24 protein-coding genes are annotated in these 25,631 nt (G+C 61.2%); 6 read left to right on the top strand and 18 right to left on the bottom strand.

Annotated elements, in window-relative coordinates; genetic code table 11:
* Positions 1 to 9: 9 nt before the first annotated feature.
* From F455_RS0107400 to F455_RS0107370, 7 genes are read right to left on the bottom strand one after another with little or no spacing between them, the layout of a single operon-like run.
* A complete protein-coding gene (locus tag F455_RS0107400) occupies positions 10 to 780 on the bottom strand; it encodes an SDR family NAD(P)-dependent oxidoreductase (RefSeq protein ID WP_018972646.1) in 771 nt (256 codons plus the stop codon).
* 45 nt (positions 781 to 825) lie between these two features.
* Positions 826 to 1,971 (bottom strand): hypothetical protein, encoded by a 1,146-nt coding sequence (locus F455_RS0107395; RefSeq protein ID WP_157578516.1) that lies wholly within the window; start codon positions 1,969 to 1,971, stop codon positions 826 to 828.
* 40 nt (positions 1,972 to 2,011) lie between these two features.
* Entirely contained in the window at positions 2,012 to 3,397 is a 1,386-nt protein-coding gene (locus tag F455_RS0107390) for a Gfo/Idh/MocA family protein (protein ID WP_018972644.1), read from the bottom strand.
* Positions 3,398 to 3,412: 15 nt separating this feature from the next.
* Positions 3,413 to 4,318 carry an amidohydrolase family protein gene (locus tag F455_RS20055; RefSeq protein WP_018972643.1) on the bottom strand — a complete coding sequence of 302 codons (906 nt, stop codon included), beginning with the start codon at positions 4,316 to 4,318 and terminating at the stop codon, positions 3,413 to 3,415.
* 13 nt (positions 4,319 to 4,331) lie between these two features.
* Positions 4,332 to 5,462 (bottom strand): FMN-dependent L-lactate dehydrogenase LldD, encoded by a 1,131-nt coding sequence (gene lldD, locus F455_RS0107380; RefSeq protein ID WP_018972642.1) that lies wholly within the window; start codon positions 5,460 to 5,462, stop codon positions 4,332 to 4,334.
* 3 nt (positions 5,463 to 5,465) lie between these two features.
* On the bottom strand, positions 5,466 to 6,308 hold the full coding sequence (locus F455_RS0107375) for a fumarylacetoacetate hydrolase family protein (RefSeq protein WP_026293167.1): 843 nt from the start codon (positions 6,306 to 6,308) through the stop codon (positions 5,466 to 5,468).
* A complete protein-coding gene (locus F455_RS0107370) occupies positions 6,305 to 7,450 on the bottom strand; it encodes a mandelate racemase/muconate lactonizing enzyme family protein (protein ID WP_051084167.1) in 1,146 nt (381 codons plus the stop codon). Before F455_RS0107370 ends, F455_RS0107375 begins: the two co-directional genes overlap by 4 nt.
* A gap of 49 nt (positions 7,451 to 7,499) precedes the next feature.
* Between F455_RS0107370 and F455_RS0107365 the strand changes: the two genes are divergently transcribed.
* Positions 7,500 to 8,210, top strand: a complete 711-nt coding sequence (locus F455_RS0107365) for a GntR family transcriptional regulator (protein WP_033408940.1) — start codon at positions 7,500 to 7,502, stop codon at positions 8,208 to 8,210.
* A 38-nt stretch (positions 8,211 to 8,248) separates the two neighbouring features.
* Positions 8,249 to 9,037 carry a DeoR/GlpR family DNA-binding transcription regulator gene (locus tag F455_RS0107360; RefSeq protein WP_018972638.1) on the top strand — a complete coding sequence of 263 codons (789 nt, stop codon included), beginning with the start codon at positions 8,249 to 8,251 and terminating at the stop codon, positions 9,035 to 9,037.
* A 270-nt stretch (positions 9,038 to 9,307) separates the two neighbouring features.
* On the opposite strand, the gene F455_RS20050 is transcribed toward F455_RS0107360, so the two are convergent.
* Together F455_RS20050 and F455_RS0107350 are read right to left on the bottom strand one after the other, a co-directional pair.
* On the bottom strand, positions 9,308 to 9,766 hold the full coding sequence (locus F455_RS20050) for a DUF6573 family protein (RefSeq protein ID WP_018972637.1): 459 nt from the start codon (positions 9,764 to 9,766) through the stop codon (positions 9,308 to 9,310).
* A gap of 141 nt (positions 9,767 to 9,907) precedes the next feature.
* Positions 9,908 to 11,287, bottom strand: coding sequence for a sugar porter family MFS transporter (locus tag F455_RS0107350; protein ID WP_018972636.1), 1,380 nt, complete (start codon positions 11,285 to 11,287; stop codon positions 9,908 to 9,910).
* A 98-nt stretch (positions 11,288 to 11,385) separates the two neighbouring features.
* Between F455_RS0107350 and F455_RS0107345 the strand changes: the two genes are divergently transcribed.
* From F455_RS0107345 to F455_RS0107330, 4 genes are read left to right on the top strand one after another with little or no spacing between them, the layout of a single operon-like run.
* Complete coding sequence (locus tag F455_RS0107345; RefSeq protein WP_033409459.1) at positions 11,386 to 12,096, top strand: GntR family transcriptional regulator; 711 nt, start codon at positions 11,386 to 11,388, stop codon at positions 12,094 to 12,096.
* Positions 12,097 to 12,106: 10 nt separating this feature from the next.
* On the top strand, positions 12,107 to 12,469 hold the full coding sequence (locus F455_RS0107340; RefSeq protein WP_018972634.1) for an L-rhamnose mutarotase: 363 nt from the start codon (positions 12,107 to 12,109) through the stop codon (positions 12,467 to 12,469).
* Between the two features lie 45 nt (positions 12,470 to 12,514).
* Complete coding sequence (gene eno, locus F455_RS0107335) at positions 12,515 to 13,795, top strand: phosphopyruvate hydratase (RefSeq protein ID WP_026293163.1); 1,281 nt, start codon at positions 12,515 to 12,517, stop codon at positions 13,793 to 13,795.
* Positions 13,792 to 14,781: a phosphotransferase family protein gene (locus tag F455_RS0107330; protein WP_018972632.1), complete on the top strand. Its 990-nt coding sequence runs from the start codon at positions 13,792 to 13,794 to the stop codon at positions 14,779 to 14,781. Before eno ends, F455_RS0107330 begins: the two co-directional genes overlap by 4 nt.
* 42 nt (positions 14,782 to 14,823) lie before the next feature.
* Here the strand turns inward: F455_RS0107330 and F455_RS0107325 are convergent, their stop codons facing one another.
* From F455_RS0107325 to F455_RS0107285, 9 genes are all read right to left on the bottom strand, one after another.
* On the bottom strand, positions 14,824 to 15,420 hold the full coding sequence (locus F455_RS0107325; protein ID WP_245539950.1) for a gluconate 2-dehydrogenase subunit 3 family protein: 597 nt from the start codon (positions 15,418 to 15,420) through the stop codon (positions 14,824 to 14,826).
* A gap of 75 nt (positions 15,421 to 15,495) precedes the next feature.
* Positions 15,496 to 17,181 (bottom strand): GMC oxidoreductase, encoded by a 1,686-nt coding sequence (locus tag F455_RS0107320; protein WP_018972630.1) that lies wholly within the window; start codon positions 17,179 to 17,181, stop codon positions 15,496 to 15,498.
* A 10-nt stretch (positions 17,182 to 17,191) separates the two neighbouring features.
* Complete coding sequence (locus tag F455_RS0107315; protein WP_018972629.1) at positions 17,192 to 18,019, bottom strand: sugar phosphate isomerase/epimerase family protein; 828 nt, start codon at positions 18,017 to 18,019, stop codon at positions 17,192 to 17,194.
* A gap of 275 nt (positions 18,020 to 18,294) precedes the next feature.
* A complete protein-coding gene (locus F455_RS0107310; protein ID WP_157578514.1) occupies positions 18,295 to 20,463 on the bottom strand; it encodes a hypothetical protein in 2,169 nt (722 codons plus the stop codon).
* Between the two features lie 76 nt (positions 20,464 to 20,539).
* Positions 20,540 to 21,304 carry an SDR family NAD(P)-dependent oxidoreductase gene (locus F455_RS20045; protein WP_018972627.1) on the bottom strand — a complete coding sequence of 255 codons (765 nt, stop codon included), beginning with the start codon at positions 21,302 to 21,304 and terminating at the stop codon, positions 20,540 to 20,542.
* 114 nt (positions 21,305 to 21,418) lie between these two features.
* Positions 21,419 to 22,117 (bottom strand): RraA family protein, encoded by a 699-nt coding sequence (locus F455_RS0107300; RefSeq protein ID WP_018972626.1) that lies wholly within the window; start codon positions 22,115 to 22,117, stop codon positions 21,419 to 21,421.
* Positions 22,118 to 22,139: 22 nt separating this feature from the next.
* A complete protein-coding gene (locus F455_RS0107295; protein WP_018972625.1) occupies positions 22,140 to 23,174 on the bottom strand; it encodes a lactonase family protein in 1,035 nt (344 codons plus the stop codon).
* A complete protein-coding gene (locus tag F455_RS0107290; protein ID WP_026293159.1) occupies positions 23,174 to 24,250 on the bottom strand; it encodes a mannonate dehydratase in 1,077 nt (358 codons plus the stop codon). The genes F455_RS0107295 and F455_RS0107290 overlap by 1 nt, the downstream gene beginning before the upstream one ends.
* Before the next feature lie 10 nt (positions 24,251 to 24,260).
* The gene (locus F455_RS0107285) at positions 24,261 to 25,532 is read right to left on the bottom strand and encodes a cellulase-like family protein (protein WP_018972623.1); all 1,272 of its coding nucleotides are present in this window, start codon (positions 25,530 to 25,532) and stop codon (positions 24,261 to 24,263) included.
* Positions 25,533 to 25,631: the final 99 nt, after the last annotated feature.

The raw sequence follows: 25,631 nt of genomic DNA, 5'->3' as shown, positions 1-25,631 counted from the left end.
GTCGTTCTCTTATTTGCCGGCGCTCAGGCCGCCGTCGATGATCAGCGCCGATCCGGTCACGAAGGCGGATTCGTCGCTGGCGAGATAGACGGCAGCCGCAGCGATCTCTTCGGGCGAGCCCATGCGGCCCAACGCCTGCGTCGCGCTCATTTCCTTGTAGGCCTTGGCCGGATCCGGGTACTCCTTGATTCGCGCCTGCACGAACGGTGTCTCCACGCGGCCCGGGCAGATGCAGTTGATCCGCACCTGCGACTCGGCGTGATCGAGCGCCATGGTCTTGGTGATGCCGACGACGGCGAATTTGGTCGTGCAGTAGGCGAGCCGATCCTTCACCCCAACGATGCCGCCGATCGAGGCGAGATTGATGATCGAGCCCGATCGGCGCTCCATCATCTTCGGCAGGAAGATCTTCGACAGGAAGAACACGCCCTTCACGTTCACCGCGTAGAGCCGATCCATGTCGGCCTCCTCGGTCTGCAGGATCGTGCCGACGTGGCCGATGCCCGCGTTGTTCACGAGGACGTCGAGTCCTTGCGGGTGGGTGGCGAAGATGGCGTCGGCTGCCGCGCGGCAGGAATCGGCGTTGGCGACATCCAGCGTGCACACCACCGCTACACCGCCGGTCGCGCGGATCTCTTCCACGACGGTTCGCGCAGCGGCCGCGTCGCGATCGCCGATGTAGACCGTCGCGCCTTGTGTTGCAAATGCGCGAGCGATCGCCGCGCCGATGCCGGAACCGGCGCCGGTGACCAGCGCCACCTTGCCTCGAAGATCAAACATAGGTCGAGCCTCTCTCAGAATAAATGTGGTGATGGACGATGGCGGTCATGCGTTCGCACTCTGCAGAAACGCGAGATCCACCTTGGCGTGAACGTGCTGGCCGGACTCGGAGTGCAGGACCACGCCCTCGGGCGCGGGGACGATGTCGGCCACGCGGCCGAAGGTGTCGGGAATCCGCGCCGCGGCCATGATGTAGTTGACCTCGAGCGGCTGGTTCGGATCGAGCGTCAGCGAGGTCGGATAGCCCGCGTGGGACAGTGCATTGGGACGCACCGATTCGGCCAGACCCAAGAAAAAGTACGAGGTCACTTCCTCGACGCCCAAAGTGTCGACGTGGCGTCCATCCCACGGCGCAAAGTGGCGACCGCCGTTGGAGAACCAGAGCAGGGTCTGGCGCAGGACGTGTGGGTCCTTCAGCGCGAACCAGACATATCCTTGCGCGGGAAACGAGACCGCGCTCCACGCCAGCGCAAGATCGGGCTCGGCGACGAGCATGACGACATCTTCGTAGCCGCGCCGCGCGGGATAGCGGCTCAGGTCGGCGTTGCCGCCGAACACGGTGCGCACTTCGGCGAGCGAACGGAACTGGGCACCCGGCAGCAGGCACGAATAGCCGCGGTTCTCGGGTCGCTCCACCGGTTCCGGATAGACTTGACCGAGCCGAAACGGACTGACCGAGATCAGCCCGCCGCCGGACTCGGGACACTTCAACATCGCGTGGTGGCCCAGGCTCATCGGCCCGGACATGCCGGAGATGGTGTGGCGCGAATACACCGCGTTGTGGCCGTCCACGAGCGAGATGTGTTTGTCGACGCGGCCCCGCCGCACTTGCGTTTGCATGCTCAGATGCAAGGTCGTGCGATCGCCGTTTTGCACGAGGTCTTCGAACGTCCAGTGAGCGTTCGCGGTTTCGCCGTGCGGGGGATGCTGTTCGTCATTGAACGACGTGGCATTGCCGCCGAAGGGCAGGCAGAAGAAATCGCCGCGCAAGGAGCGCATGCACGCGGGCAACGCGGGATCGATCGGCTCCTGTGCCCACGGTGCCACCGCCATCGGCGCGAATCGGCCGCCTTCGCGATCGAACGTCACGGGCGCGACATGCCCGCCGAGCTCGGTGATACACACCTCAACCTCGGACGAGGCGATGTGCCAGGACGGCTGGCCGAGGACCATCGTTGTTCGCATATTCATGCCATGAAGCGGCCGGCGAGGGCTCCGCGCCGGACCTGTCTCATGTTTCGATGGTCAGCGGCGGCGCCGATTTCCACTGCCCGCGCGTGAAATCAGGAAAATCCTTCGGCCGGCTGCGATCGCGAACCGATTGCTCGCTGAGGTCGAACGGTGCCGACCACGCTGCGCCGTCGTACACGTTCTGATCCAGGGGAAGTCCGTTGCGCAGGCAATAGACAATCCGCCACAGCATGACGAAGTCCATGCCGCCATGCGCGTCGGGCGATGCGCGCATCTCCTTCTCGAGGTTCTTCCACAGCACGCTGTCGTACTTGTTCTTGTACTCGGTAAGATCGGTGGTCCACTCTTCGAACTCATTGCCGCCCTTGTCGATCGCGATGCGATCGGGATATCCGGCGAAGGTGCCTTTGACGCCCTGGATCAGATTGTGTCGGCTGTAGGGACGCGGCGTGCTGACGTCGTGCTGCACCATGATGCTTCGGCCCTGCACCGTTTGAATGATGGAGGTGTTCATATCCGCCATCACGAAGTGCTGCTTTCTCCTCGGGCTGTCCGCCGGAAATTCCCGCTCCGCATAGGCGCCCCAGCTGCGGGCCGGTGAGCTCGTCGACACGAGGAAGTCGAAGCGGTCGCCGCGATTGATGTTCATGTACTGTGCGATGGGGCCGAGGCCGTGCGTCGGGTACGAGTTGGCGCGGCGCTTGGTGTACCACTCCGCTCGCCACGTGCCTTCGCCGATGAAGTCTTTCAGCTTGTAGCGCAGATTGTGGATGTACGCGCCTTCGCCGTGGGTCAATTCGCCGAACACGCCGGCGCGGACCATGTTCAGGACCATCAGCTCACTGCGGCCGTAGCAGCAGTTCTCCATCATCATGCAGTTCACTTGCTTGGCTTCGGCGGCTTCCACCAGCGCCCAGCAATCTTCGATCGTCGTCGCCGCAGGCACCTCGACAAAGGTTTCCTTGCCGGCCGCGATCGAGTAGAGCGCCATGCGCGCATGCCATTCCCACGGCGTCGCGATGATCACCGCATCGACGTCGTGTCGATCGATGAGTCCCTTGAAGGCTTCGACGCCGCCGCTGATCGCTGCCGGGCGTTTGCCCGTGGCTTTTTCGACCACGGCCACGGACGTCTCGAGCGCGGGCGCGTAGATATCGCATATGGCCGTGATTTCGGCTCCCTCGACCGGCAGGAGGGTTTTGGTCAACGAGCCGCCGCGCTCGCCGACTCCGATGATGCCGAAGCGAATCTTGTCCATCTTGGGCTTGACCAATCCCATGACCGAGCGCTTTGCGCCTGGCGCCTTGTCCTCGGCATGGCTGCGAGGCTCGGCCGCCGAACTGCCCGCCGGCAGCGCTTGCGCGGCGGCGGCGATCAGCGCACTTCCCAGCAACTTGCGCCTGTCGAAATTGATGTTGTCGTTCACGTGCCGATCCTCGTCTTAGTAGGAAGAGTGGAGCATTGCTTGGGTAAATTGGCTCGCGACGCCCGCGCGTGTTTTACCGACGTCGGAGCGTGATGCCAGATAAAAATCCGCCGCTGTCTGCGATGTGATGCGAATCTGTTGTGCCACCGTGAGCCCGGCGAACAATATGGTGGATTCAAACAGCCAGTCGTCGTACGAGCTGGCGAGATTGAGAACGGGCCAGTCGCTTCCCCACATGAGCCGCTCGGGTCCGAACGCCTCGATGAGCACATCGAACACGCGGTGCAAATGCCCGCGATTGACGCGTCCGGGTGCGATCGTCAGCAGCCCCGACCACTTGCAGTAGGCTCGCGTATTGGCCGCAAGTCGACGAATGTCGGTGGCCCACGAAGTCAGGTCCTCTCCGATCGGCGGATTGGCTGCATGGTCGACGACCAGCTTGAGATCCGGATGATGGTGCAACAACAGTGTCTCGATGACCTTTATCTGCTGCGGCCTGATCAGTGCATCGAAGCACAGGCCCGCTTTGGCCATCGCGCGCAGCGCCGGTCGCAAATTGGCGCTCAAGATCCAGGCGGCGTCATCCATCTCCTGCAGCATCGGGCGAAAGCCGACGAGCTTCGGGTTCATCGCGGCCCGCTCGATGGTCTTCGCCGCATCCGGCGCGGCGAGGTCGGTCCAGCCGACGACACCGGCGACGAACGGGTATTGATTGGCAAGTTGCAGCAGGAAGGCGGTTTCAGCCTCGGTCGGCGCGGCTTGAACCAGGATCGTTCGTCCGATGCCCGATGCCTTCAACGGCATCTCCAAATCCGCGGGAAGGTAGTCGCGATAAAGCAAGCCGAGGTCTGGCGTGAGCCAAGGATAGTCTCCTCGGGCGAGCGACCAGAAATGCTGATGGGCGTCGACGGCCAGGCTCATAGGACGCTGCAATTCAGGCCAGAACGGTTCGGTCGACACGATCTATCGAAGCCGTGCCGGTAAGCGTCATTGCAACCCGCATTTCCTTTTCGATCATGCCCAGCAGGCGAGCGACACCGGCTTGGCCGGCGCTGGCCAGTGCATAGGCATAAGCGCGGCCCAGGAGTACGCCTTTGGCGCCGAGAGCCAGCATGCGCAGCACGTCTGTTCCTGACCGGACTCCCGAATCGGCCAGCACAGTCAGACGGTCACCGACCGCATCGGCAATGGCCGGCAGCGCTCGTGCGGTCGACGAAGCGCCTTCGAGTTGGCGACCGCCATGATTCGATACGACGATGCCGTCGGCACCGAAGCGCTGCGCATCGCGCGCATCGTTCGCGTCCAATATGCCCTTGATGATGATCTTGCCTTTCCAGACGTCGCGAATCCATTCGACGTCGGCCCAGGAAATCGATGGATCGAAGTTCGCGCCGAGCCAGCCGATGTAGTCGTTCAATCCCGCCGGCTTCGCACGATAGCGCGAGATGTTGCCGAGATCGTGCGGCCGTCCCAACAACCCCACATCGACGGCCCAGGATGGATGACGAACGGCTTGCCACAAGCGACGTGCCCCGGCAAAACGTCCGCTCATGCCCGAACGCGCGTCGCGATAGCGCGGACCAGGTGCGGGCATGTCGACGGTGAACACGAGCTTGGTCACACCGAGAGCCTCTGCGTGCCGCAGCGCGTCCCTCATGAAGCCTCGATCCTTGAGCACATAGAGTTGGAACCAAATCGGTGCGCCGTTGGCGGCGATGACCTCCTCGAGGCTGCACACCGACACGGTCGACAACGTGTACGGAATTCCGGCCGCCCTTGCCGCTCGCGCGGCCTGCACTTCTCCGCGGCGCGCATACATTCCGCTCAGGCCCACCGGGCCCAGGATCACGGGCATGGCCAAGCGCTCGCCGAAGAGTTCCGTCCCCAGCGAAAGGCTAGCGACATCGCGCAGAACGCGTTGTTTCAGGTTCACTGAAGCAAGGCCGTCCTGGTTGGCACGCAATGTCGCCTCGTCGCCGGCGCCGCCGTCGATATAGTCGAACAGAAACGGCGGCAGCTTTCGGCGCGCCGCTTCGCGATAGTCGCTCGGCCCCGAGATGATCATCGCTCAGGCCTGGCCGACCACCTGTCGCTGGGCGCCCAGGCCTTCGATGCCGAGTTCCATCACATCGCCGGCATTGAGGTACACCGGCGGCTTTTGCCCCAAGCCAACGCCAGGCGGTGTACCGGTGGAGATCACATCGCCGGGCTGCAGGCTCATGAACTGGGACACGTAGTGGACCAGGAACGCGGGCTTGAAGATCATCGTCTTGGTCGAGCCGTTCTGGTAGCGCCGGCCGTTGACGTCGAGCCACATTTTCAGATCGCCGACGTCGCCGGCTTCGTCGCGGGTCACGAGCCAGGGCCCGATCGGACCAAAAGTGTCGCAGCCCTTGCCCTTGTCCCATTGACCGCCGCGCTCGATCTGGAAGTTGCGCTCGGACACGTCGTTGATGACGCAATATCCGGCGATGTGGTCCAGCGCCCGATCTTTCGTGACATACGATGTGTGTTCGCCGATGACGATGCCGAGTTCCACTTCCCAGTCGAGCTTGGTCGAGCCGCGCGGCTTCAGCACCTTGTCGTTGGGGCCGCATATCGCGGAGGTCGCCTTGAGGAAGATGATCGGTTCTTCCGGGATCGCGGCACCCGTCTCGGCAGCGTGATCCGCATAGTTGAGACCGATGCAGATGAACTTGCCGACGCGTGCGACACAGGCGCCGTAACGAACTGTTTCCTCGACCAGCGGCAAGCTTGCCGGATCGATCGCGCGCAGGCGCGCCAAGCCTTGAGCCGAGAGCGCATCGAGGGCGATGTCGTCGACGATGGAGGAGAGGTCGCGGATACGACCCTGTGCATCGAGCATGCCCGGCTTTTCCCGGCCCGATTCGCCGTAGCGTAGAAGTTTCATCGTGCACCCACCTTTGCCAAGCCAACACGAACATCTGCCTCACCACTCTCGGCGCCAACGGGAGAAGGACGCCGCCAGTTTTTTCGCGCTTCTTCGCTCAGCGTCAGACCGTGCCCGGCTTCGTTCGAGGGGAAGATGTAGCCGTCGCGGATGTCGAAGGTCTTGTTCACCAGGTGATCAAGGTTCTGATAGCTGTACTCCAGCCAATTCACTTCCGGCAGTGCGACGGCGAGGTTCACACCGACTTCAAGGAAGCTGTTGCCGAGCGCGAGTTCGACATTCTTTTCTGCGGCATACCAACCCAATCGCATGACATCGGTGATCTGGCCGCCAACGTTGATGATGTCGGCGGCGCCCGCATCGATCAGCGAACGCTTCCCGGTAACGTCGAGATATTCGCCGGTATTCAGATAAGTGGTGCCGCTCCCGCCGCGGAGCAGGCGCAACCCGGCCATGTCGTCCCGCGGAATGGGGTCCTCGACCCAAAAAATGTTATGTCCGGCCTTGCGGAATAGATCGAGCGCTCGCAGAGTCTGCTTGGGCGTCCAGGCCTCGTTGGCGTCGACCATGACGATCGCCTCCGGCCCGACCGTGCTTTTCAGCAGATCAAGCCGGTGTACATCGCGCTGGACATCGGGATGACCCACTTTGATCTTGAACGCCGTATGCCCATCTTTCGCCGCTCTGGCGAAGATCTGACAAAAGTCGTGGTCCGAAAGGTGAAAATCCAGGCCGCTGGCATAAGCGCGCACCTTTTCTTTGACACCGCCCAGCAGTTTCCACAGGGGCAGTTTTATTGATTTCGCGTAGATATCCCAGATGGCCTGTTGTATGGCATCCTCGAAGGGCAGGCTCATTTTTCGGCGATTGCCGCCGCGGCGCATGAGTTGACGGTGAGCCAAGACCGCCGGGATCTGTCCCTCCAACTCAGGCCAGGCCTCGAGCGCGAACACGCGGGCGATTTCGTTCTCGTCCGGTAGGCTGGCCATGACCGAATTCACGAAGCCCAACCCAACGCTACCGTCATTTCCCACCAATTCGAGGCTTGCGGCGTGAACCTCATTGGACGAAATTTGGCTGTCGCCTATCAGGCGATCCCTGTCAAACTGAAAGCGGGTGATTCTGAAGTCGACAATTTGCATAAGGCGATCCATCTAGCGACATTGTGAAATATCAGATAGGATAATAGATATGATAAAAAAAGCAACTAAGCAAGCCCGGCGTTCCGTCTCGGCACCCAAAAAAGGGAAACCTGCCGCGAAAGGCGCGACACGCCTGAGCAAAACTGCCTATCAACTCATCATGGACGGCCTGTTCCACCGGCGCATCGCCGCCGGGGCCTACATGTCTCAGAACGAGCTCGTCGAGCTTTTGGGCGTGCCGATCCAACCTTTGCGCGACGCTCTGCGCGTCCTCGAGGTCGAGGGGATAGTGAAGATCCACCCGCGCGCCGGCATCGAGTTCATCAAGGCCGACATGGACCTGATCCGCAGCACCTATCAGTTCCGCATGATCATCGAGTGCGAGGCGGTCCGGCGCTACGCCGAGAGGGCGCCGATCGAAGAGATCGAAGCATTGCTCGCCGACCACCATGAGTTCATCGAAGAGATGGAGAGGAACGGTCAAGACCCGCTACCCAAGCTGCATAAGCTCGAGTCGCGTTTGCATGGCGGCCTGATCGGCAGCCTGGGCAATCCGCTCATTGAATCGACCACCAAGCGCCTGCAGAACTACACGTCGCTGATCCTCATGGATCGTAGCGAAACGGCGCCGTTGATCAGCCGTACGCTCAAAGAGCACGTCAACATTCTCGAGGCCTGCCGCGATCGCAACGTCGAACTGGCCGCGTCCGAAATGATGGTGCATCTGAATTCGGCAATGCATCGCGCCATGGGACTTTGAGAGAACTGAAGCGAACCTGCGCAAGATCACGACACTGCATGACCTCACCCTCGCCCCGCCTGCTCGTCGAAGAACGCCGCCGACTCATCGTCGAACTGGTCCAGCGGCAAGGTCGTGCAACGGTCGAGGAACTTGCGGCTCGCTTCCATATCTCGCCGGTGACGATACGTTCCGACCTCGAGGCACTCACGCGCAATGCGGCGATCATGCGCTCGCATGGCGGTGCAGTACCGATGCCGCCAGGCACAGCCGACGCGCCACCGAGCTTCAAGGAAGCACATCGCAATGCTCAGAAGCGGCGCATCGGCCATGCCGCGGCCAAGCTGGTCGAGGACGGCGAAACGATCATCCTGGACTCCGGTTCGACCACGATCGAAATCGCCCGCGCGCTGCGCCAGCGCAAATGGAATGAACTGACCGTCGTCACCAACGGGCTGCAGATCGCGCTCGAGCTCAGCGCGGTCCCATCGATCCGCGTGATGATGCTTGGTGGCCTGCTGCGCTCCAGCTCGCATTCGCTCGCCGGCCCCGGCGCCGAGCACACGCTTTCTCAGCTCTCGGCCGATCGCTTGTTCCTCGGCGTGGACGGCATCATCCCTGGGATCGGTGTGACCACGCATGATCCACAGGAAGCCTCGCTCAACGCACTGATGATCCGCGTCTCGCGCAAGGTCGTCGGTGTGTTCGATGCGAGCAAATTCGGCCAACGCAGCCTGTCCGTCATTGCTCCCATTACTGCATTGAACGTTGCGATAACAGAAAAAATTGCAAATGCGGAATACGTACAGGCGCTGATGGACAGCGGTGTGCGCATGGTGTTGGTGTGAGTTTTTTGTCCGGCTTATGCCAGCAATGCGGCACGCGCCCGAGCCTACAACCCAATCGGTAACCAGCCGTGCACGTCGACGACGATGTCGGTGGCGGCTTGCGCCACAGTAGATCGATACCTTGCCGTTGCTGCCCACCCCCGCCGCATGCTGACCAGCGGCAAGAAGGATGGCGGCTATCTCGCAGATCGCGATATCTCGTAAAGACAGCCCAGCTTCGCCACCATCATCGCTCTCCTCATAGCTAGTTTGACTAGCTGCTGCACGTGGCTACAGCTGCTGCGGCTTGAGTTCGGTCGCTGCTTCTGACTCGAGAGAGTTCGCAAGGGAAATGGTGACCACTGGTTCACCAAGGTCGCCGGGTTCGCAACGAACCAGAAAATGATCTCTGATTGCCAGCCGACCAATTGCTTTCCCTTCGCAATTGCTGGTCGGTCTGTATAGGTTGAATTGCACAGCATCGCTGTCGCTGGCTCTACGCACCGCTTGTAGGGCGTGGCTGAGCATTTCAACGGCACGCTGCCTCACGGCTTGACCGCTGCGTTCCACCGGCGACCGATCGCCGCTAATGTCGATGCCGGCGGCCCACGCATCGCGGGTCAGCGCCACCGGAACGCGGAAACCGGCGGCACGCGCGAAAGGGGATACGTCGACAAGTTCGCCTCTTGCCAATCTGTCCCGACGGCTCGGCAATCGCGCTGCGCGCGCACTCCTAGTATCACCATCCATCGCTGGTCATCCAGATCGAATTTCCGAAACTCTTAGCTTTCGTCCCCTAAGGACTTTGCCCTTTGCCCAACTTCGACGACGCGTCGAACAAATGCAATAGCCAGAAAATGCCCTACGAAGACGAATGTGGAATTGCCCAAGTCATTCCTGGATGCCCAAGCGCCGCTGCAATTCCTCGAGGGAAACCCCCTTGGTTTCCGGCAACGCAATCCAGACAAAAACGAATTGCGCCACCATCATCGCGCCAAAGAAGAGGAATGGCGCGAAAGCGGATATGCCCACGAGGACCGGGAACATCCAACTCACCGCAGCGCAAATTACCCACAGGCTGAAGCAGACCACCGCAGAGCCAGATGCACGAATCGCGTTCGGCAGAATTTCATTGATGTAAACCCACACCACCGCGCCCTGCGAGTAAGAGTGGGAGCCGACCACGCCCATCATTGCCAAGATCACAATCCAACCATGTGCATGCGAGTAAAACACCCACGCCGCCAGCAGGTGCGAGAAAACAAAGGTGACCGATCCCGCTAGCAACAATGCCCTGCGGCCAATCCGATCGATCACGGCCATCGCGACGAGCGTCAGCACGAGATTGGTGAAGCCCAGAATGACAGATTGCGACAGTGCGCTTGTCTTGGATGCTCCGGCCATGCGGAAAATATCCGCGGTGTAGTAAATCACCGCATTGATACCGTCCAGTTGATTGAATGCCGCAATCGCAAAGGCGAACAGCAATGGCCTGAGATACTTGCGTTGAAAGAGGCTTGCGTGATGACCCTCGATATCCGCATGCATGGACTCGGCGATCTCGCGCACCTCTGCGCCAGGGTCCTCATGTCCGAACCGTGTCAGCGCCTTTTCCGCATCGTCCATGCGGCGCTGCCGCACGAGCCAGCGCGGGCTCTCGGGGAGAGCCAGCACGGTACAGAGAAACACGACTGACGGAATTGCCATCACCCCAAACATCCAGCGCCAATCATTTGTCGCGTCCGCGCCCAACGCCCAAGCCACGAAGTAATTGGAAAGATAGGCAAGCAGGATGCCAAGCACGATGTTGAGCTGGCTGATGGCGACCAGCACACCACGGCGCTTCGGTGGAGCGATCTCGGTGATGTACAGCGGGGAAACCACAGACGCTCCGCCGACGGCCACCCCACCGAGCCAGCGGAATGCCAGCAGCGCGTACCAATTCCACGCCATCGCGCAGCCCAACGACGCCACGACGAAGACAAACGCCAGCCCCGCCAGTACCGGCTTGCGCCCCCACCAATCCGCAGGACGGCCCACCAGAAATGCGCCGAACAGGGTGCCGATCAGGGCACTGGAAACTGTCAATCCAAGCAGATTGTCCGTAAGCGCGAAAACCTGCCGCAGCGATTCCGTTGTGCCTGAGATGACAGCGGTATCGAAACCGAACAGCAACGATCCCAGTGCCGCAACAAATGCTCCCGCAACAAGCATGCGGCTCGTGCCGCCCGTGTGAGTGGTATTTCGGTCACCGGCGAAAGTGATTTCCATGCTAGGGGGCTCTCTGGAAACGGATGGTTCTGAGGCCAGCGATTGGCATAAGGCGACCCATCTAGCGACAATGTGAAATATCAGATATGATAATAGATATGATAAAAAAAGTAACTAAGCAAGCACGGCGTTCCGTCTCCGCACCCAAAAAAGGGCAACCTGCCCCTGGAAGCGCGACCCGCCTGAGCAAAACCGCCTGCCAACTCATCATGGATGGCCTGTTTCAACGGCGCATCGCCGCCGGGGCGTATATGTCACAGGGTGAGCTCGTCGAGCTTCTGGGCGTGCCCATCCAGCCCCTGCGCGATGCTCTGCGTGTGCTCGAAGTCGAAGGCTTGGTGAAGATTCATCCGCGAGCCGGCATCGAGTTCATCAAAGCCGACATGGACCTGATCCGGAGCACCTATCAGTTCCGCATGATCATCGAGTGCGAGGCGGTCCACCGTTACGCCGAGAGGACGTCGATCGAGGAGATCGAGGTGCTGCTGGCCGACCACCATGAATTCATCGAAGAAATGGAGGGGAACGGCTTCGACCCGCTACCGAGGCTGCATGAGCTCGAACACCGGTTGCACGGCGGCCTGATAGGGAGTCTCGCCAATCCGCTTATCGAATCGACCACCAAGCGTCTGCAGAACTACACCTCGCTGATCCTTATGGATCGTCGCGAAACAACGCCGTTGATCAACCGGACGCTCAAAGAACACGTCAAGATTCTTGAGGCGTGTCGCGACCGCAACGTTGAACTGGCCACGTCGGAAATGTTGGCGCATCTGAATTCGGCAATGCATCGCGCCATGGGGCTTTGAGGGAAGCATCGTGACGCACCGACATTGCTTCGCGCTGGATCTCGTTGATCACCAGCAGGCGATTGAAGCCTATGAAGAGTGGCATCGCCCCGGAAAAACACCGGCGGAAATCGTCGCGTTCTTCTGCGATCACGGCGTGGAGGATTTGCAGATATATCGCGCAGGCAATCGCCTGTTCATGATCCTGGACTTGAGTGACGAGATTAGCGCGGCTGATTTCGCCAAGGCCGGAGACAACGCCTGCATGAAGGCGTGGGTGGACAAAATGAGTGTCTACCAGAAACCGATCGCATTCGGCTCGATTGCTCCGCAATCGCCATCCGAGGATTGGGTGGCAATGAGTGAACTGTTCAACTTGAAAGATCATCCCTGACCCGCAGGGCCGGGCCAACGCACATCAATACCAGCAGGACCATTCGTGAGCGCAAGTCGAATTCGCCGTATCCACGCCCGTCAGATTCTTGATTCTCGAAGCCGCCCGACGGTCGAAGCGGAAATCACCCTTGCCGGTGGCCAGACTGCACGTGCCTCCGTCCCTTCCGGCGCGTCCAAAGGCAAGGCCGAAGCGGTGGAACTGCGTGATGGCGGCGAGGCTTGGAATGGCCTTGGTGTATCGCGCGCTGTATCCAATGTCACAGGCGAAATTGCCCGTCTACTCGACGGCCACGATGTGCTCGACCAAGCGGGCCTCGACGAGAAGCTTCGCGACGCCGACGGAACGCCGAATCTGGCCCGTCTCGGCGCGAACGCCACGCTCGCCGTCAGCCTCGCTGCCGTGCGCGCCGCAGCAACGGTGTCAGGGCTACCCCTTTACCGCAGGATCGCCGAACTGGCCGGCACGACGCCGACCCTGCCGCTGCCGATGGTCAACATCTTGTCCGGCGGTCTGCACGCCGGACGAGGCATGGACGTACAGGATTTCCTGATGATTCCGGTGGGCGCTCGCTCCTACTCCGAGGCGCTGGCTTGGATCTGTCGGGTAAGAAGTGCGGCTGCCGAGCTGTGCGCCGAGCAAGGCCTCACTACGCTGCTCGCCGACGAGGGCGGGCTTTCTCCGGGTTTCGCACGATCGGAACAAGCGCTCGATCTGATGGTGGCGGCGTTCGAACGCGCCGGTCTGGCCGCTGGCGAACAAGTCGCGATTGCGCTCGATGTCGCCGCGTCGTCGCTGCAGGACAACTCAGGGCAATATCGATTTGATCGCTTGGGACAGACTTACAACGCCAAGGAGATGATCGAGCTTCAACGCCAGTGGGTGCAGGCCTATCCGATCGTGTCGATCGAAGACGGATTGGGCGAGGATGACTGGGACCACTGGCCCGCGATGACTCAGGCGCTCGACTCGAGACAGTTGGTCGGCGACGACTTGTTCGCAACGCAGCCATCGCGGATCAACCGCGCCATCGAAGAAGGGATCGCCAACGCCGTGCTCATCAAGGTCAATCAAAACGGCCTTTTCTCCGGTGCGCTCGCGGCGATCGACACGGCTCGGCGCGCAAGATATGCCACGGTCATTTCCGCCCGCTCGGGAGAAACGGAGGACGCCTTCCTCGCCGACTTCGCCGTCGGCGTGGCCGGTGGTCAGATCAAGATCGGTTCGGTCCGCAGCTCCGAGCGCCTGGCGAAATACAACCAACTCCTTCGACTCGAAGAGGAAGGTCTTGCCTGGTCGGGCGCTTCCATGATCGCGCCGCTGTGAACGCTCCTGACCGCGAGCTGGAGGCGTTCGTCGTCGAGACCGGCTTGATTCAAAATGCCGGCGAAACGCGATGGTTGCCGCTCGCCGGCGGTGTGTCTTCGGATATCTGGCGAATCGAGACGAAAGATAGGGCTTTCTGCGTCAAGCGCGCCTTGCCCCAGCTCAAAGTGGAATCGGAATGGCTCGTCCCCGTCGGCCGCAATGCGTACGAATGGGACTATTTGCAAGTGGTCGATGCGATCGCACCGGGCCATGTCCCTCGGCCCATTGCTCACGATACGGCGCGCGGCCTCTTCGCGATGGCCTGGTTGCCGCCGGAACGTTACCCGCTCTGGAAGAGCGAGTTGCTAGCCGGGCGCGTCGATGTCGCAGCCGCAGCCGCCGTAGGCGAGCTGCTCGGCGGCATTCATGCGGCGTCGGCACGTGATGCGACACTGGCTGACCGATTCGCGACTGATGATCTGTTTCATCAGCTGAGGATTGATCCTTACCTGCTGACGATCGCAAAGAAGCACGTCGATTTCGCGGATGTGTTGACCGCTCTGGCCAAACGAACCGCCACAACTCGTTTGGCATTGGTCCACGGCGACGTGAGTCCGAAAAACATTCTGCTCGGGCCAGACGGTCCCGTGCTTCTCGACGCGGAATGCGCATGGTTCGGCGACCCGGCGTTCGATCTGGCCTTCTGCCTCAATCACCTTTTGATCAAACGTCGCGTGGTCCGCGGAGCCAAGGAGGCATTGGGGGCGAGTTTCGACCGGCTGGCGGAATGTTACCTGCGACAAGTCGATTGGGAATCGCGCGACGATCTCGAAGCCCGCGCGGCAACCCTGCTGCCCGCATTGGCTCTCGCGCGCGTCGATGGCAAATCACCGCTCGAATACCTGGATGAATTGCAACGCGAACAACTGCGACAAGACTGCCGCGCCGCGCTCGCAGCACAGCCTGCCTCATTGGCACACGTCAAAATGTTGCTCGACGGATAGTGCCTGGCAATTCGTTCAAGGCACGAACGCAGCGACGAAGGATTAATTAGTTGCCCATCGCTTGCCGTTGCCCGCCTGGTTCACTGGCAGGCAACCGTGATACGCACCCGGGATCGCCACGTATTGCAGCACTTGCGTCGCGCCGAGGCGCGAGGTGAAGAAGCCGAGCAAGGTCAGCTCTTTCGTCGTCAGGATGAAAGGACGCGGATGCGCCCACACTGTCGGCTTGGTGCGCTGCGCAAGCATCGCGGCGCCACGAACTTCCTGCACGAGCTTCTTCTGCTGCTCGGCGCTTGCCGCGCGTTCATCGGCGATCGCGGCATCCTGAAACTTCTGCACCAGCGCCTTCTGCTGCCGGGCATCCAGCTTGAGGAACGAGTTGCCATGCGCCTTCCTCGCCGCGGCATCGAAGTCGCGTAGCCCGCTCCGGTAGAACTCCTGAGCCTCCTTCGAATAGACGTCTTCCAGCATCGTATCGATGAAGGCGGGGACACCGACGTCGAGCGCCCCCGGCGTGTCGGTGCGCGGAATCATGATGTCGGCGACGCGGGAAACCAAAGCCAGTTCGCCTTTGCTGAGCACGGATGGCTTCCAATCCGCACTCGGTTCCTCGGCATAACCCCTGAGCGCGCCGAACATGGCCGGTGCGGAAATCGCACCGCCCATCAACAATGCCACCCGCTGTATTGCTTCGCGACGATCCATGGTTCGTCCTCAGATATTGTTGCGCTTGAGTTCTTCGACAGCGTGGTTGGCCGCACGCGCGGTCAGCGCCATGTAGGTCAACGAAGGGTTTTGGCAGGCGGATGAGGTCATGCACGAGCCGTCGGTGACGTAGACGTTCTTGCACGCATGCACCTGGTTCCAGGCGTTGAGCACCGACGTCTTCGGGTCGCGCCCCATGCGCGCGGTGCCCATCTCGTGGATGCCTTGGCCAATGCCGTAGTCATGGTCGAAGATGCGCACATCGCGGTATCCCGCCGCTTCGAGCATCTCGGCGGCATCGTTGACGATGTCCTTGCGCATGCGCAGTTCGTTGTCACGCAGGCGCGCGTCGAACCGAAGTATCGGCAGGCCGAACTTGTCCTTCTTGGTGCGGTCGAGCGTGACCCGATTGTCGTGATGCGGAAGGATTTCGCCGAAGCCGGTCATGCCGATCACCCAAGGCCCCGGCGCCTGCGCCTTCTTCTTCAATTCCTCGCCGAGTTGCGAGGCGTTCTGCAGTTCGTCCCAGCCGGCGCGCGAAGCGCCGCCCTGATAGCCGAAGCCGCGCAGGTAGTCGCGCTTGTCTTTGCCGACGTTGCGAAAGCGCGGGATGTAGAACCCGTTGGGACGGCGCCCAAAATAGTAGTGATCGTCGAAGCCCTCGACCATGGCGCTCGCACCGGAGCCGAGATAATGGTCCATGATGTTGCAGCCGAGCTCGCCGCTGTCGTTGCCGAAACCGTTCGGGAACCGGCTCGAGAGCGAGTTCAACATGATCTGGGTCGAGCCGAACGTCGATGCGCACAGGAAAATCACTTTCGCGAAGTAATCCGTCTGCACACCGGTTTCCGCATCGAGCACGCGCACGCCAGTGGCCCTGCCCTTTCTCGCATCGTAGATCAGTTCGTAAACGATCGCGTTCGGCACGAGGGTCATGTTGCCGGTCTTCTGCGCCGACGGCAGCGTGCTCGAATTGCTGCTGAAGTAGGCGCCGAACGGACAGCCGCGAATGCACTGGTTGCGGTAACGGCAGGTGCTGCGCTGCGGGCTTTGGTCGTGAGTGAGCGGAGCGGTCATGTGCGCCACGCGTCCGATCGTCATCGCGCGGCCGAACTTGTTCTTGAGCTTGCCTTGGAACTCGCGCTCGACGCAGTTGAGCTCCATCGGCGGCAGGAACTTGCCATCGGGCAATTGCGCCAGCCCCTCGTTTTGGCCGCTGACCCCGATGAAGGTCTCGACATAGTCGTACCACGGCGCGATGTCGGCGTAGCGGATCGGCCAATCCACGGCAACGCCGTCTTTCGCGTTGCCCTCGAAATCCATCTCGCTCCAGCGATAGCTCTGCCGGCCCCACATGATCGAACGGCCACCGACGTGGTAGCCGCGAATCCAGTCGAAGCGATAATCCTCTTCGTACGGATTGTCGATATCGTCGACGAACCAGTGTTTGGATTCCTGCGAGATCGCGTAGGTGCGCGCCTGCTTGGGCTGGCGTTCGATATCCTGCGTCGTCGAGCGGTTGCCGTGAGGCAACTGCCAAGGATCCGCCGTAGTGGTCGGATACTCGCCATGGCGCACCATGCGTCCGCGATCGAGAACCAGGGTTTTCAGCCCCTTCTCCGTCAATTCTTTTGCCGCCCAGCCCCCGGTTATGCCGGTGCCGACGACGATCGCGTCATAGGTGTTCTTATCCATCTCGGATCCCCTAGTTGAGCGAATGCAGATAGTCGTAATTGACCCGCGCGGCTTCGAGCGAACTCATGCGCGAGAACGGTCCTTCCTGCTCGCTGAAATAGTGCTTGACCCCCGCGGCCTTCGCCGCAGCGAAGATCGGCTTGTAGTCGACCACACCGCGGCCCAGTTCTGCGCCGCGCATCTTCTCGGCCATCGGCTTGGCATCCTTGTTCTGCTTCGGCTGGAAGTCCTTGACGTGGATGAGCGGAATGCGGCCTGGATACTTCTTGAAATAGTCGACCGGGTTGCGCCCGGCGAACATCATCCAGCCGCAATCGATTTCGAATTGCACGAGCGTCGCATCAGTCTCACGCAAGACGATGTCGTAGCCGGCCTCACCGTTACCTAAGTCGACGAACTCACGATCGTGGTTGTGCAGCGCGAACTGCAGGCCCGCGCGCTTCGCCGCTTCGCCGATGCGATTGGCGACCTCCGCCGTGCGCTTCGCCTCGTCCGCGCTCATCCCCAGTTGCCATTCGAGTTTGGTCTTTGTCGCATCGACGACCAGCCCCATCAGCGAACCCGCGACGACATAGCTGGCACCCAGCACGTGTGCATCCTCGAACGCCTTGTCGAGATGGTCCAAGTCGAACTGCACGTGGGTGCTTGGGCAGCGCAGTCCTGCATCGTCGAGCAGGCGGCGGAACTGCTGCGGTGCAAGGCCAGCAAAGACTGCGGGCTCCACCTCCTTGAAGCCGATCTTGGCGAGCTTGTTCAACGTAGCCGCGGGATCGCGCTGAAGGGCATCGTTGACCGTCCAAAGTTGAATGCCGATCGGCTTGCCCAGTGGATTGGCCATCAGCTGACGTGACATCCCCGCAGTGGCGAATGCCGCCCCGAGCGCGGCCGAACGGATGAGAAATTGTCTGCGTGATGGCTCGTGCATGTGCTTCTCTCAGTGGCAACGGTGTTTGCAAATCGACGAATACCTACTCATCGACGACGGTAAAAACGGTGCGGCCAATTTCCGTGGCTCGCGTCGAGCCAATTAATGTTAGCGTTACCACAATGATAGCCAAAAAAGCGCGTAGAGGGCGAATTGGGTCGGGTCGACATCGATCGCTCGCCATAGAACTAGCGCTCTTCCACGTTGAGGCCCCGAGGAGTGCTATTGATAGTCAGCTTGCGTCCCACTTGAGAGACGTTAAGCAGTTGCCCCTCGAATCCCCGTGGCTCGCGGTTTGCCACTGTTGTATGTGTCACCCAGTCGGGCTGGTATCCAAAGAACTCGCGAATGATCGTTTCCGCAAACGAGGCGCCCGAGCTGACGTAGTAATCCTGATCTCCTCGGCTGGCGATCCTTGTCGGCGCATCCGAGGTCTTGCCGAGCAACTCGCGGGATTGAGAAAACGGCCCTTCCGAAGTCACCTCCGCGCATCGATGCAGAAAGTCGAGCGCCTTGCCGTACTGTCCGAACTCGCTCATCACGGCGATCGTTTCGGCAGGCCACGCGGAGAAGGCGCCCATCGGACCATGATCGGGGCGATCGGAATTGGCAGCCGCCGGATCCGTCAACGATTGCGCGCGCATCCAATGGTCGGTCAAGAGTTCCCGCTCGACAAAGCCGGTCATTTCGCGGCGTGTTTGTTCGGAAAGATCGCTAGTGATGGTCAATCCGACGGTTGTGTAATCAAAGACATGGCGCATCTGTACTCGCGTGCCATCGCGATGCAGGGAATCAAAGACGCCTTGTCCGGGTTCGTAGAGATTCAACACTGCAGCGAGCAAAGTCTTGGCCTCGCTGCGCAGCTCCTCGGCGCGCCCGGAATTTCCTTCGGCGGCATAGATGGCAGCAAGGCGCCGCATCATCCAGACGTTCGCCGCGTTGAACGAGGGCACCTCGTGGATATAGGTCGGAACGCACTCGAGCAAATTCGGAGCTTCGCCATAGTCCGCGAGTGTGCGTCCGGGCCTGACCAGGGTTTTCCAATAAGTCGCGAGTGCGTCCATGTGCTCGAGGACGGTTTTGCCGTTTATCTTCTCCGCGAGGAAGGCGTGGTCTCCGGTCACGTTCAGATAGGTATCGATCTGCAGAAAGACGGAGAAATCGTTCGCGCTATACCAAGGGCCTTGCAGAGAACCGGTGAGGAATTCTTCGGCGTAACCACGATGAATATCCTTGGTCAGCCACTGACGAAGATATTCCTTGAGCATGGCGGGATCGAGCAACGCCAGCACAGTTGCCCATTCGCGTGTATCCCAGAAGTACACCATGATGTTGTTGTAATGGGGAGCGTTGCTGACGTAGACGCGCGGAGCAAGCGGAAAGCTTGTGCGATACGTGGCCAAAAGCGAAGCCACGCTCACGTAATAAACCCGGCGCAGCTTTTCGTCACGGGTGACCAGGCGCGGCAGATGACCTGAGAAATAGCGGTTGTTCGGCGTGAACATCGCCTCAAACCGCTCCTGCCAGTCGTGCTCGACCTGCTCAAAAGCCGATGAAAATCTGCGGACCCACTTCCCTGCGAGAGCGCGGACATCAGCTTCCTTCGCACCCAGAGCGAGCGCGTAATCGATGCTCATCGAGGACCGCGGCTTCAGCATGATCCGCCAAATCGCCGTCCCGGAGCCATCTTGAGCGAAAAGCTTGTCCGGCTTGCGCGCAAAGAAGAAGCAGTTGGCCAGTCCGCCGCTCACATCGCGCAGCACCAGGCCGCTGCCGCCCTCGGACACCGCCGCCGCAAATCGATTGCCGTCGCGTGGGACTTCCCAACCCCAGTTGCGATGCAGCGATGTGCTTGCCGACAAATTGATTTTCAGTTCGAAGGTCTGAACCGAGGGTCCTTGATTCGAGAAAACCAGGTGAAACAGAAACCCATTTTCGGAGTAAGGCATGCGCGTAGAGCTCTCGATGGCAATGCCTTCGGCTGCCCCTCTGCGCAAAACCTGATAAGGAAACCAGCGCGTTTCCTGGAGCGCGGGCCGACGGCCATTGATGGACATGCCACCAGTTTCGCCGGCCATCGTGATCGGCGGGAAACTAACGTTCTCGATCGACACGAGGTCGGAGGCCACCTGCGCCGCACCGCGCGTGTTGTTCAACGCCGGCAGAGAACGAAGACTCGGCGCGCTCTGCCATTGGCCTCCCAACTCTGCCAAAGAGGGGATGGCCTCTGATTGTGCGTAAACAGCTTTCGTTGCCAGCAGTAGCGCAAGCACCAGGGCGGCCACCACGGGATGCTTCTTGAATTCAACACCAAGATCCCGTTCGCGATCCGTTTGCTTTGCCGAATTTTTTCTCACAGGGATATTCATCCACCAACAAGATTTCAAATCAGAATGCGGCTTTGTCCGTGGAACAGTCTAACGGCGGTTCGGCTCATCCAAGTTTCGGCAGGCCGGCGCCGGCGTCCACGCGCAGCGTAAATCCGTCCACCTCGTCGGCGAGATGCGAACAGAGATAGAGGAACGCGTTGGCGATCGACTCGGGTGAGTTGCGTTTGCCGAGCGGCGAGACGCGGTCCACCCAGGCTCGGTATACAGGGTCGTTGTCGTAGATGAGCTTGGAACTGCCCGCCGCAACATTGCCGGGGCTCACGCAGTTCACGCGGATCTGGTGCTTCGCGTATTCGAGCGCGAGGTTTCTAGCGAACATCTCGAGCGCAGCCTTTGATGCGACATAGGCGCTAATACCTTCCATCGGGATCTGAGAGACGAACGAGGAAGTGAAGATCAGGTGTCCGGCGCATTCGCGCTCGCGCCACTGCGCGAGCACGGCGCGCGCGAGGTAGGTCTGTGCCGTGAAGTTGAACTTCACGATGGCGTCGAAATTCTCCTGCGTGCAGGTCTCGAACGGAAACACGCCGGTGCCACCCGCATGCCCCAAGGCGACATTGATGCCGGGGTGTTTGGCGAACGCCGCGTCCGTCACCCGCGTCACGGCGACCGGGTCGGTGACATCGAGCTCGAAGTAATCTGCGCGCACGCCCCATTGCGCCAACATCTTTCGCGCCTCGGCCTCCGCTATGCGGTCGGTAATGACCAGCGTCGCACCGGCCTTGTCGAGGGCCTTCAGGATGAACTCGGCGATGGCGCCGAGACCGCCCGTCAGCAGGATGGTTTTGTCGGAAAGATCGATGGACATGAGATGAGCGCAGTCGATTGAAGAAAAAACTCACGCAAAGGCCAAAGCGGTGCGTTGGAGGACAGCTGCTTCGTGGATTCGATGCCATTGCGTGAGAAAGAGGGAAGTTGTTACTTAAAGCACCTTGTACTTCTTGAGCGCGGCGGTGGAACTCATGCCGGCTTCGATGGCCTTGCGCACGACGTTCTCCTTGCGCGCCTTTTCGAGCGACTTTTCGATGACTTCGCCCTGGACCTTTTTCGGCACGACGACGACACCGTCGAGGTCACCGAACACGAGGTCACCAGGTTCGATCCAGACGCCGCCGATCTCGATGGCACAACGAAAATCGGTCACCTGCGTGCGCACCGAGGAATCCTGCGCGAAACGGCCGCGGCTGAAGACCGGCCAGTTCTGTTCGAGCATCTTCGGCGTGTCGCGATGGAAGCCGTTGACGACCGCACCGGCGGCACCGCGCGTGCGCGCGGTGGCGGTGAGCAGTTCGCCCCAGTAGGCACAGCGCATGTCGCCGCCGGAGCAGAGGTAGATTTCGCCGGGATCGAGCTGGTCGAGTGCCTCGGTGAGCAGGCCGAAGGGTTTTTTCTGCGGGCCGTGCACATCGATCATCACGACCGGCATCGCGCGACCGACCAGCTTCATCTCGGTCAGCGCCGGCTGGATCGGCTGCGGCAGGAACTGGTGGTAGTAGCCGAGTGCATCGAGCACATCGCCGACGACGGGCGTGTAGAGCTCGTTCTTGACCAGGGCGAACAGCTCGCGCTCCTTGGCCGAGGGCTGCGGAATGACGAAGGGCTTTTCGGTTTTCTTGCTCATGGGAAATGTCGGAGGCTTTGTTTCAAAAAATGACGCAAACCGGACAGCCGATGACGAAGGGCGCGGCGGCCTGCCCAGTGGGCAGACCCGTATCCGCGTCGAACCGAAAGGCGACGGCGTTGTCGGAATCCTGGTTGAGTGCGACGAGCCATCGGCCGGAGGGCGTGAAGTCGAAGTCGCGCGGGGTTTTTCCGCCGCTGGAAAAATTCGCAGCCGAAGCGAGGTCGCCGCGCGCGTCGATGTCGAACACGGCGAGGGTATCGCTGCCGCGCACGGAGACGGCGAGAGTTCTACCCGAAGGATGCAATCGAATAGCCGCACCGCCGGGCGTGCCGGAAAAATTCGGCGGAGGTGCAGTGTGCGAAGCAACGAGTTTCCAATCGGCGCCTTGACCCTCGTACACGCGCACGGCACCGTCGAGTTCGCTGAGCAGGTAGAAGCGCGGCAGCGTCGGATGGAACACGAGGTGGCGCGGGCCGGAACCGGCGGGCGCGTCGATCGCAGCGGTGGGACCGAGCGTGCCGCCGTCGAGAGAATGCACCCAAACCTTGTCGCAACCGAGATCGCAGACAAACAGATGTCCGCCGTCCGGCGCCACGACCGCCTGGTGCGGATGCGAGGCCTCCTGCCGTTCGCGATTGGGGCCGGAACATGCATAGGTGATCTCGCGGTGCGCCGCCGCAATGGAACCGTCTGCGCCGAGAACGTGGGCGGTGACGCCGCCGAGGTAGCTCACGGCATAGACTGTCTCGCCGCCGGGCGACAGCGCCAGGTGGCAGATCGCGCTGCCGGGCGTTTGGCGCGGATCGCCGATGCGTTGGAACGCGGCATCGAACACGCGGATTTCACCGCCGCCGGTGTGGCGCTCGCTGGCGACAAGGAACGTGTCGCCGGTCCGCATCATCCACATCGCATTTTCGACGTGAGGATGCGCGCTGACGCGCGCGAACGTGCCTGTCGCCTCGTCGAGTTCGCAAACGCTGACGCCCTCGCCTTCGGCGCGGAAAAATGGGTTAGGCGCGTTGACGGAACCGATGAAGAGACGGGTCGGAAGCATCACGCCGCCTGCATCGCGGCTCTGAGGTAGCCCATGGCGAAAGCCATGCCCGCGTACCAGGGCGCTTCGCAAGCCATCTGCGGCGCATGGTCCGGGATGATGACACCGTCGTAATTGTTTTCCTTGAGGACGCGCATCACGCGCAGCACGTCGATGTCGCCTTCGTCGATGAAGGTCTCGCGGTAATGCGGAACCTTGCCGACGACATTGCGCAGATGGATATAGGGCGCCATGTTCAGGCCCTTGTCGCCGAATCGCGAATACTTCTTGGCAGCCTCATACGCATCGCCCTCGGTCATCTCCTGGATGGTGCCGAGGCACATCTCGATGCTGTTGTGATAGCTCGGCTTGGCGGCCAGCAGGCGGTCGTAGAGATACGGCTGGTTGACGAGACGCGGCTGGCCGCGCACGCGTTCGAGCGGCGGATCGTCCGGGTGCGCGGCGAGGCGCACGCCGGCCTGCTCGGCGACGGGCACGACTTCCTCGAGGAAGCGCTCAAGACGGCGCCAGAGTTCTTCGCTGGAGATTTCCGGCAGGAAGCCCTCGCCGGGCTGGTCGTGCCACATGTTCCACACCATGCCTTGGCGGATCGGCGCGGTGCTGCCCTCCTCGATGCCATCCATGATCACGCATTCGGCGCCGCCGCGCGCGCGTCCGGTCACGCGGCCGGCCACGCCGGCGAGCGAGAAGTTGTAGCCGATCATCGCGATGCCGGCCTCGCCGACATTGCGGATCATCTGCTTCACCTGCTCGATCTGTTTCGCGCGCTTGGGCCCATCGAGCAGGATGTCGTGCCAGTGCGCGGGATCGAAGTTCTCGATCGCATACCAGACCAGACCCTTGGCTTCGATTTGCGCCTTCAGACGCTGGAGATCAGCAACTTCCCAGATCTTGTCCGGATCGCCAGCGACGCCCCAGCCGTTGAGCCCGCCGATCGGCTGGTCGCTGGTCTTTTGCTCGCTCTGGTTGAAGTAGTCGACGAGGTGAACGACGAGGTGCGTGGCGCCGCACTGACGCGCAAAGTCGTAGTGCGCCTCGTCAAGCATGTGTCGGTAGAGGCCAAAGCCGAGTTTCATGGCTTGGCCTTCAGCTGCCCAAGAACCGTTCGTTCAGTGTCCGATGCCACTTCACGTCTTTCCAGTTCTCGAAGTGCGGCTGCGCATAGTTGTGCGTGGTCCAGCCCCAGAAACCGCAAGCGATCGCGTCGTCGCACGACCACTTGGCCCATTCCAGCAGCCAGCCCCAGTCCAGTTTCGGATGGTCGGTGTAGTACCACGACGCCCAGCCCTCGGTGCAGGTCAACGGTGCGCCGCGGCGAGTACTCCAGTTGGCGAACTCTTCCATCTTGAAGCGCTGCCGCGCGTGCAGCATCGGCGCGATCGCCGCCGCGGTCTTCACCGCGCGATCCGAGAGCTCGGCGAACCATTTGTCGGTCTTGAACAATCCGTCCTTGATCAGATCGTTGAAACGCGTGCGCTCGGTCCAGCGCGGATCGGCGTCGGCAAAGAAGTGCGCGTCCACGCAATCCAGTTCCAACGGCACGTCGAGCCAGCGCAAATCGTCGTGGATCGACGTCGTGAATCTCAGCTCGGGAAATTCGCGCCGCAAAAACGCCAGCGGCTTGTTGATTTCATCGGCCAGGAAGGCGATTTGCGCCGGCGAAAACTTCGGCAGGTCCTCGTATCCTGCACCGGTCGCCTTCTTCATCCGGTCAAGCAGGTCCGGGAAGAAGTGGGGCGTCTCATTGGCGATGTCGATATAGAGGAGACGATCGAATCCGAAGCGTCGTTTCCATTCCGCCAGTTGCGGCGCCCACATTTCGGCGCCTTCCATCATGTTCGCGGGTCTGCGCAACACCGGCGGCACGCCATGAAAAGTCGGGCCGTCCGGCATGAACCACCAGGCGCTCAGCGTATAGTGCAGCGACGGGCGTCGATGCAGTTTCTCGATGAAGTCGATTTCCCATTGACCGACCGGACCCTTCACGGCCGTATTCCACCCCCAGGGCATATAGGGCAATTTCGGGTCGGCAAACTCCAGCACCCGCTGCGGCTTGCGCAGGTCGATCCACTGCGGCATCGCATCGAGGCGCACCGTGTTGTAGCCGCGCTCGACGGTCTCGTCGAGCACGCGATCGTAATCGGCCATGGAGCCGCCGGGCCCATGGCGCAGCAGATGAATCGTGTCCCACATCGCCATCGTCAGGCGCCGCGGCTTCAGATCCTCGCGCATATCGTAGGCGCCGACCGTTCTCCTTTCGGTGCTCGGGCCTCTATCCGTGGCCACCTGCGCCGGAAACTGCGCCGCGGGCGCATCTTTCGCCGCGTCCGTCGCGCGTGCAGCACTGCTCAACGCCAAGCCGCCCAGCGCTCCTGCCGCCCCGCCAATCATTTCGCGTCGTGAAATTGTCATATAATATAAATTAAAAGATCAGAATGTGTATCTGATATTGTATGC

The organism is Rudaea cellulosilytica DSM 22992, assembly GCF_000378125.1.
Lineage (GTDB): Bacteria > Pseudomonadota > Gammaproteobacteria > Xanthomonadales > Rhodanobacteraceae > Rudaea > Rudaea cellulosilytica.
Note: the sequence above shows the minus strand (reverse complement) of the source record. Positions and strands in the feature narration are given on the sequence as shown.